This window comes from Labrys sp. 22185 (assembly GCF_052045555.1).
GTDB classification, from domain to species: Bacteria; Pseudomonadota; Alphaproteobacteria; order Rhizobiales; family Labraceae; genus Labrys; species Labrys neptuniae.
In genome coordinates this window covers 1-826 of sequence record NZ_JBQEPH010000115.1, presented here as the reverse complement: position 1 = coordinate 826, position 826 = coordinate 1, and the positions used below count along the sequence as shown (strand labels likewise).

The 826-nt window shown below is 56.5% G+C and carries 1 protein-coding gene; it reads left to right on the top strand.

Going from position 1 to position 826, the window contains the following annotated elements:
- Positions 1–170: 170 nt before the first annotated feature.
- On the top strand, positions 171–638 hold the full coding sequence (locus ACTJKX_RS38160) for a MucR family transcriptional regulator (RefSeq protein ID WP_440728499.1): 468 nt from the start codon (positions 171–173) through the stop codon (positions 636–638).
- Positions 639–826: the final 188 nt, after the last annotated feature.

The window sequence follows — 826 nt, the reverse complement described above, 5'->3', positions numbered from 1 at the left end:
ATTCGCCGTGCTCTTCGGCGACCGCTTCATCAGGGCCATGACGGCTTGATGGTCAACCGCCAGCCCGTACACGGAATTCCCGACACTCCCCGATCGGGTCCACAAAGCTGCGCACATAAAGAAAAATGTCACTCACTTCGACATCACCGCAAAAAAGAAAGTGACTGAACATGCTCGAAGAAGACACAAGCCTGGTCGACCTGACGGTCGACATCGTCTCGGCCTATGTTGCCAACAACCAGGTCGCCACCGCTTCCCTCGCGGATTTGATCCGTACAGTGCATGGAAGCTTGACCGGTCTGAATAATCTCAAGCCGGTCGAGGCGGATATTCCGCTCAAACCTGCCGTTCCGATCAAGAAATCCGTCACGCCCGATTACGTGATCTGCCTGGAAGACGGCCTCAAATTCAAATCGCTGACCCGGCATCTGCGAACCGCTTATGGTCTGACGCCGGCGCAGTATCGCGAGAAGTGGGGGCTGCCTTCGGACTATCCCATGGTTGCGCCGAACTATTCAGCCACACGCTCACGTCTGGCCAAGGAATTGGGACTAGGTCAGATGAATCGGAAGGCCATCAGCGCTCCGCCACCACCCCCTCCCGCAGCCAGCAAGGGCAGAAAGAAAAAGGCAGCGTAGCGGTTTCGACGCCAGACATGTCGATTTGCGAAGGGCTGGGTGATCGAGATCAAGGTTCTCCAGCCTCGTTTCCGGCAAGTCTGGCGTATGAGACAAAGCCGCAATGCGCAAGTCATTGCACGCCATGGCCCTACGCCATGAACTTCGTGCTTTCCTTCCTCCATTGGAGGCATCTGATGGCAGGTCGA